The sequence below is a fragment of the Defluviimonas sp. D31 genome (assembly GCF_033436765.1).
Taxonomy (GTDB): Bacteria; Pseudomonadota; Alphaproteobacteria; order Rhodobacterales; family Rhodobacteraceae; genus Albidovulum.
This window is the reverse complement of sequence record NZ_JAWQFN010000037.1, coordinates 1-6659: the sequence shown is the minus strand read 5'-3', so window position 1 is coordinate 6659 and position 6659 is coordinate 1. Positions and strand designations below refer to the sequence as shown.

Here is a 6659-nt window from a genome sequence, read left to right as displayed (position 1 = left end):
GCAACCTTGTCCTGGGGTGTTTTTCCTTCGAAGTATTCGGTGAGGTTCTGGAGGACTCGGAATCCCATGCCTTCTCGGGTTTCGCGTGTTGCGGATCCGAGGTGGGGGAGCATGACGAGGTTGTCGGCGCCCATGAGGTCGGGGTGGATCCGGGGTTCGCGTTCGAAGACGTCGAGGCCGGCGCCGCCGATGGTGTTGAACCAGAGGGCTTGCGCGAGGGCGGCCTCGTCGACGACCTCGCCGCGGGCGGTGTTGATGAGGAAGGCGGAGGGTTTCATCATCTCGAGCCTTTGGGCGTTGATGAGGTGGCGGTTGGCCGCCCCCCCGGGGCAGTGGAGCGAGACGAAGTCGCATTCGGGCAGCATGTCCTCGACGCTGGCGACCTGGGTGGCGCCGTAGCGGGCGAGGATCTCCGGGGCGACGGCGGAGCGGTTCTGCACCAGGATCCTCATGCCGAAGCCGTGGTGCGCGCGCTGCGCCATGGCCTGGCCGATGCGGCCGAAGCCGATGATGCCGAGCGTGGCGCCGGAGACCTTGGTGCCGATCAGATGGGTCGGGCGCCAGCCGGTCCAGCGGCCCTCGCGCAGCTCGCGCTCGCCCTCGCCGGCGCGGCGCGCGGCCATCAGCATCAGCGTCATCGCGATGTCGGCGGTGCAGTCGGACAGGACGTCGGGCGTGTTGGTGACGGTGATGCCGCGGGATTTCGCGGCATCGGTGTCGATATGGGCGAAGCCGACGCCGTAGTTGGCGAGGATCTTCGCCCTGAGCTGAGGCGCGTCGAAGAGATCGGCCGGCAGCCGGTCGGTCACGGTCGGCAGGACCGCGTCGTAGTCGGTCAGCGCGGCCCTCATCTCGGCCGCGCCCAGGGGCCGGTCGTCGCGGTTGAGCGTGACGTCGAAGGCTTCCGCCATCTTCGCCTCGACCGATGCGGGCCAGGCCCGCGTCACCAGCACCCTGGGTTTCGCCATCATCGCCTCCGTTTGCGCGGCCGTTACGCGGCCGCTTTCTTCATCACCCGGGCGATCGTCTCGCCGATGACCGAGGGGTTCTCGGCCACGGTGACGCCCGCCGCCGAGAGGATCTCGACCTTCTCGGACGCACTTTCGCCGAAGGCCGAGATGATCGCGCCGGCATGGCCCATGGTGCGGCCCTTGGGCGCGGTCAGACCGGCGATATAGGCGATGACGGGCTTGGTCATGTGGCTCTGGATATAGGCCGCGGCCTCGGCCTCCTGCGGCCCGCCGATCTCGCCGATCATGCAGATCACATGGGTGTCGGGATCGGCCTCGAAGCGCTCGAGGATGTCGCGGAACGACGAGCCGTTGATCGGGTCGCCGCCGATGCCGACGGAGGTCGAGACGCCGATGCCGCGGTCCTTGAGCTGCTGGGCGGCCTCGTAGCCCAAGGTCCCCGAGCGGCCGACGATGCCGACATGGCCGGGCAGGTAGATATGGCCCGGCATGATGCCGCAGAGCGCCTTGCCCGGGCTGATCGTGCCGGCGCAGTTCGGCCCCGTGAGCACCATGCGGCGCTCCTTGGGGTAGCGGTACATGTAGCGCTTGACGCGGATCATGTCCTGGGCCGGGATGCCGTCGGTCACGCAGACCGCGTAGCGGATGCCGCCGTCGGCGGCTTCCATGATGCTGTCCGCCGCGAAGGGGGGCGGCACGAAGACGAGGCTGGCATCGGCGCCGGTCGCGGCCACGGCTTCCTTCACCGTGTTGAAGACGGGCACGCCGTGCACCGTCTCGCCGCCCTTGCCGGGCACGACGCCGCCGACGACATTGGTGCCGTAGTCGATCATTTCCTTGGTGTGGAACTGCGCGATGCGCCCGGTGATGCCCTGGACGATGACGCGGCTCGTGCGGTCGAGAAAGATGCTCATCAGACGGCCCTCACATTGGTGTTTTGCGACTTGTCGTTCTGCCAGGCGGTGACCGCGCGCTCGGCGGCCTCCATCAGCGAGGTGGCGCGGATGATCGGCAACCCGGACTTGGCGAGGATCTTCTGGCCCTCCTCGACGTTGGTCCCGGCCAGGCGCACGATCACCGGCACGTCGACGGGGTTCGCCGTCAAGGCCTGCACCACGCCCTCCGCGACCCAGTCGCAGCGGTTGATGCCGGCGAAGATGTTGACCAGCACGGCCTGCACGTTGGCGTCCGACAAGACCAGCCGGAAGGCCTTGGCCACCCGCTCGGGCGTGGCGCCGCCGCCGATGTCGAGGAAGTTCGCGGGCTCGCCGCCGGCGAGCTTGATCGTGTCCATCGTCGCCATGGCGAGACCCGCGCCGTTGACGATGCAGCCGATATTGCCCGACAGCCCGATGTAGGAGAGCCCGCGGTCGGCCGCGCGGCTCTCGCGCGGATCCTCCTGGGACTTGTCGCGCAGCTCGGCCACCTGCGCATGGCGGAAGAGCGCGTTGCCGTCGAAGGTCATCTTGGCGTCGAGTGCCAGGATGCGGTCGTCGGAGGTGATCACCAGCGGGTTGATCTCGACCATGGTCGCGTCGAGCTCGGTGAAGGCGCGGTAGCAGCCCTGCAGCGTGCGGACCATCTGCTGGGTGAGCTTGGCGGGGATGCCGAGCGCGAAGGCGATCTCGCGGGCCTGGAACTCCTGCAGCCCGACCGCCGGCTCGACGGTGGAGCGCACGATGCTGTCGGGCTTCTCGGCCGAGATCTCCTCGATCTCCATGCCGCCTTCCGAGGAGGCGACGATCATCACCCGCTGCGAGGAGCGGTCAAGGACGAAGCCGAGATAGATCTCGCGCTCGAACGGCACCGCGGCCTCGACATAGACGCGGTAGACGCCCTTGCCCTCGGCCCCGGTCTGGTGCGTCACGAGCTTCCTGCCGAACATGCTCTCGGCGGCGTCGAGGATCTCGTGCTCGGAATTGCACAGCTTCACGCCGCCGGCCTTGCCGCGGCCGCCGGCATGGACCTGGGCCTTGACGATCCAGCGGTTGCCGCCGAGCTCGCGCGCCCGGTAGGCCGCCTGCTCGGGGCTGTAGGCAAGCCCGCCTTCCGGCACCGTGACGCCGAACTTCCCAAGGATCTCCTTGGCCTGGTATTCGTGGATGTCCATCTCGATCCTCCCGGTGAGATTATTCGGCCGCGATCGCGGTCTGGTAGTGGCGCGCGAGACCCTCGCGGACCCGGTCCATGTCGATGCCGGCGCCCATCTCGTTCATCGCCGCACCGAAGCGGGTGACGATCTCGGTGATCGCGGCCTGGCTCAGCTGGTTGAGGATGCCGATCCGGACCTGCACCGGCTCCGAGAGCGTCGGCCAGATGCCGAAGCCCTTCGCGCGGGCGCCCTGCACCAGCTCCTTCTCGCGGCCCGCGAGCGCGGCCGGCAGGTTGAGGACGACGAGGCTCGTCATGTTCGAGGTGACGGTGCAGCCCATCGCGGTGACCGCGTCCTTCAGCGCCTTCTCGTGGAAGGCGTAGTCGCGCGCCTTTTGCGCGATCCCTTGCTGGAGCGTGAGCCGCAGCGCCTCGTGGAAGGCCGCGACCGCGTAGCCCGAATGGGTGCGGTGGTAGGAGCCCGCCGCCACGTCGCGGCCCTCGACGACGCCCCAGTGGCGGGCCTCCAGCACCGGGTTGTGGACGTAGGACGCGCAGCCATTGGCGCGGACCTCGGCGATGTAGCGATCGGTGAAGCTGACCGGCGCGTAGGTGAGCGGCAGGCAGAGCACCCCCTTCTGCGGGCAGGAGGCCCAGCCGACCACGCCCGGGTAGTCGTCGATCGAGAAGTCGGCGATGCCGAGCGAGGAGACCGCGTCGACCAGGCCCATCGCGCCGTGGCGTTCGCAGGCCTCCGAGAAGCCCCGAAGGTCGTTCACGCGGCCCGAGCCGGTCTCCCAATGCGCCATGAAGGCCCATTTCGGCTTCTTCTCGGCCAGAACCTTCTCGACGGTCTCGGCCGTCACCGATTGCCCGTGCGGCACGGTGACGATGGTGACCGAAGCCGCCTCAGGGTCGAGCGCGTTGGCGCGCAGCTCCTCGCGGGTCGCGGCCTTCATGCGGATCGTCAGCCCGTCGATGCCCGAGAAGGTGCCGTTGACGAAGGCGACCACGCTGTCGCCCGGCAGGATCGCGCCGAGCATGCAGTCGAGCCCGGAAAAGCCGGTGCCGCCGACGCCGTAGGTGTAGGTGTTCTTCGTGCCCCAGACCTGGCGCAGCATCTGCTTGCACTCGATCATGCCGCGCAGCACGTCGGCCTGCATGTGGTCGGCAAGCCCGGTGCGGGCGAAGGCCGCGAGCACGCGGGGATCGGTGTTGCCGGGCCCGGGGCCTGCGGCGAGCGTCTCGGGGATCTCGAGGGCGGGGAAGATCGTCGGTTCGTTCATCTCTCGGACCTGCTGGTTCGGGCCGCGGGGGGCGCGGCGGAGGGCGGGACGCGGACGTCGGCACGGGGGCGGGGTCCGTTGCCGCAAGACAATCCGACTTGCCGCCGCGTCACAACCTGCGTTACTCCTGCTTTCGGGTATCCGATGGTATGGGGAATTTCCTACCCATATTGGCATGGATACCGAGGTATACCGGAGGATTGCCCGCCCTATCGGGTAGGTTCTGGCGAAAGAGGCAGGAAATGCAACAGCTTGACGACAAATCCGCCCCGATCGCGGTCTCGCTCGCCGACCCCAATCCGCTCGTCCTCTCGGCGATGTCGGAGATCTTCGACCGCGACCCCCGATTCTCGCTCGTCGCCACCACCGCCACCGCCGAGGGCTTCCTCGGCGCGGTGATGCGGGTCCCGGTCAAGGTGGGCGTGATCGACTGGAACCTGCCGGCACTCGGCGGCCAGAAGCTGATCGAGGTCCTGCGCGAACAGCCCCACGCGCCCCGCCTCGTCGTCTACGGCGACGACCCCAGGGGCGACGTGCCGCGGCTCGCGATGCTCGCCGGCGCCGCCGGCTTCGTCGCCCGCACCACGCCCGTCGAGAAGCTCCTCGAGACCTGCCGCGCCGTCGCCCAGGGCCAGATGGTGTTCCCGTTCCTCGACATCCGCGAGCTCAAGGCCGACCCGATCCAGAGCCTCACCCGGCGCGAGCGGGCGCTCCTCGAGGCGCTCTCGAAGGGGCTCACCAACCGCGAGCTCGCCCGCGACTTCGCGATCTCGGCCAACACCGTCAAGTTCCACCTCTCGAACCTCTTCGAGAAGCTCGGCGTCACCAGCCGCGCCCAGGCGATCGCGTTCTACTACGCCGCCCGGCTCGGCGCCCCGGCCCGCCCCGGGGACTGAGCCCGACGCTTGCCCGACACTGTGCCGACACCGCGCCGACGGGTCGCCGACCGCCTCCGGAGGGGGGCCGGAGGGGGGCCGGGCGGGCTTGCGCGAAGCGTCGCCGCGGCGCGATTTGACGCAATTTTGTTGCTTGACAGGAAAGAACTCTTGCGCGTTTGAATGGCGGCCGTCACCCATCCGCTGCATCGCGGCAATCCCGAAGGATCTTCCCCATGAGCTTCCACGTCATCCAGCAGGCCCCCGCCCGGCTCAACCGCAGCGAGCTGGCCGTCCCCGGCTCCGCCCCGCAAATGTTTGAGAAAGCGGCACAATCCGACGTCGACGTGATCTTCCTCGACCTCGAGGACGCGGTCGCGCCCGACGACAAGGCCCAGGCCCGCAAGAACATCATCAAGGCGCTCAACGAGATCGACTGGGGCAAGAAGACCATGTCGGTCCGAATCAACGGCCTCGACACCCATTACATGTACCGCGACGTCGTCGACGTCGTCGAACAGGCCGGCGAACGCCTCGACCTGATCATGATTCCCAAGGTCGGCACCGCGGCGGATGTCTATGCCGTCGACATGATGGTGACCCAGATCGAGGACGCGAAGGGCTACAAAAGCCGCATCGGCTTCGAGCACATCATCGAGACCGCGCTCGGCATGCAGAACGTCTCCGCGATCGCCGCCGCCTCCAAGCGCAACGAATCGCTCCACTTCGGGGTCGCCGACTACGCCGCCTCGACCCGCGCCCGCACCACGATCATCGGCGGCGTCAACCCCGACTACTCGGTGCTGACCGACCCGCTCGCCGACGGCTCCCGCGCCGTCCACTGGGGCGACATGTGGCACTACGCGCTCGCCCGCATGGTGGTCGCGGCCCGCGCCAACGGCCTGCGCCCCATCGACGGACCCTTCGGCGACTTCCAGGACCCCGAGGGCTACAAGGCCGCCGCCAAGCGCGCCGCGGTGCTCGGCTGCGAGGGCAAATGGGCGATCCATCCCTCCCAGATCGCGCTCGCCAACGAGGTGATGAGCCCCTCGGAGGCCGAGGTCACCAAGGCCCAGCGGATCCTCGCCGCGATGGAGGAAGCCGCCGCCCAGGGCAAGGGTGCCGTCTCGCTCGACGGCCGCCTCATCGACTACGCCTCGATCCGCCAGGCCGAGGTGCTGGTCGAGAAGGCGCGCCAGATCGCCGGGGCCTGAGGCCATGGCGGGATCTGCGGCCGACCCCGTGATCACATTGCGCGAGACCGCCGCGGAGCTCTTCGCAGCGGCCTGTGCCGCGGCCGATCCCGCCCGTGCCCTGCGCGCCGCCCTGACCGCGGCCCCGCTGCCCCGCCCCGACCCGGGCGGGGCCTATGTGGTTGTCGCGATTGGCAAAGCCGCGATCCCGATGGCCGCGGAGATGCTCCGCCAGATCGGCGA

The 6659-nt window shown here is 68.9% G+C and carries 7 protein-coding genes; 3 read left to right on the top strand and 4 right to left on the bottom strand.

The genetic code is table 11. From position 1 onward, the window contains the following. The 4 genes from R5H32_RS20435 to R5H32_RS20420 all read right to left on the bottom strand — a co-directional run. A partial coding sequence (locus R5H32_RS20435) for a D-glycerate dehydrogenase (RefSeq protein ID WP_318340492.1) occupies nucleotides 1–968 on the bottom strand: 968 nt, incomplete at its 3' end. A gap of 23 nt (nucleotides 969–991) precedes the next feature. Continuing rightward, nucleotides 992–1885: a succinate--CoA ligase subunit alpha gene (gene sucD / locus R5H32_RS20430; protein ID WP_318340491.1), complete on the bottom strand. Its 894-nt coding sequence runs from the start codon at nucleotides 1883–1885 to the stop codon at nucleotides 992–994. Further along, entirely contained in the window at nucleotides 1885–3081 is a 1197-nt protein-coding gene (locus R5H32_RS20425) for a malate--CoA ligase subunit beta (protein ID WP_318340490.1), read from the bottom strand. Before R5H32_RS20425 ends, sucD begins: the two co-directional genes overlap by 1 nt. A 19-nt stretch (nucleotides 3082–3100) precedes the next feature. After that, on the bottom strand, nucleotides 3101–4348 hold the full coding sequence (locus tag R5H32_RS20420; protein WP_318340489.1) for an aminotransferase class V-fold PLP-dependent enzyme: 1248 nt from the start codon (nucleotides 4346–4348) through the stop codon (nucleotides 3101–3103). A gap of 242 nt (nucleotides 4349–4590) precedes the next feature. Between R5H32_RS20420 and R5H32_RS20415 the strand changes: the two genes are divergently transcribed. From R5H32_RS20415 to R5H32_RS20405, 3 genes are all read left to right on the top strand, one after another. Continuing rightward, nucleotides 4591–5244, top strand: coding sequence for a response regulator transcription factor (locus tag R5H32_RS20415; protein WP_318340488.1), 654 nt, complete (start codon nucleotides 4591–4593; stop codon nucleotides 5242–5244). Nucleotides 5245–5459: 215 nt separating this feature from the next. Then, the gene (locus R5H32_RS20410; RefSeq protein WP_318340487.1) at nucleotides 5460–6437 is read left to right on the top strand and encodes a CoA ester lyase; all 978 of its coding nucleotides are present in this window, start codon (nucleotides 5460–5462) and stop codon (nucleotides 6435–6437) included. Between the two features lie 4 nt (nucleotides 6438–6441). Next, a partial coding sequence (locus tag R5H32_RS20405; RefSeq protein ID WP_318340486.1) for a DUF4147 domain-containing protein occupies nucleotides 6442–6659 on the top strand: 218 nt, incomplete at its 3' end.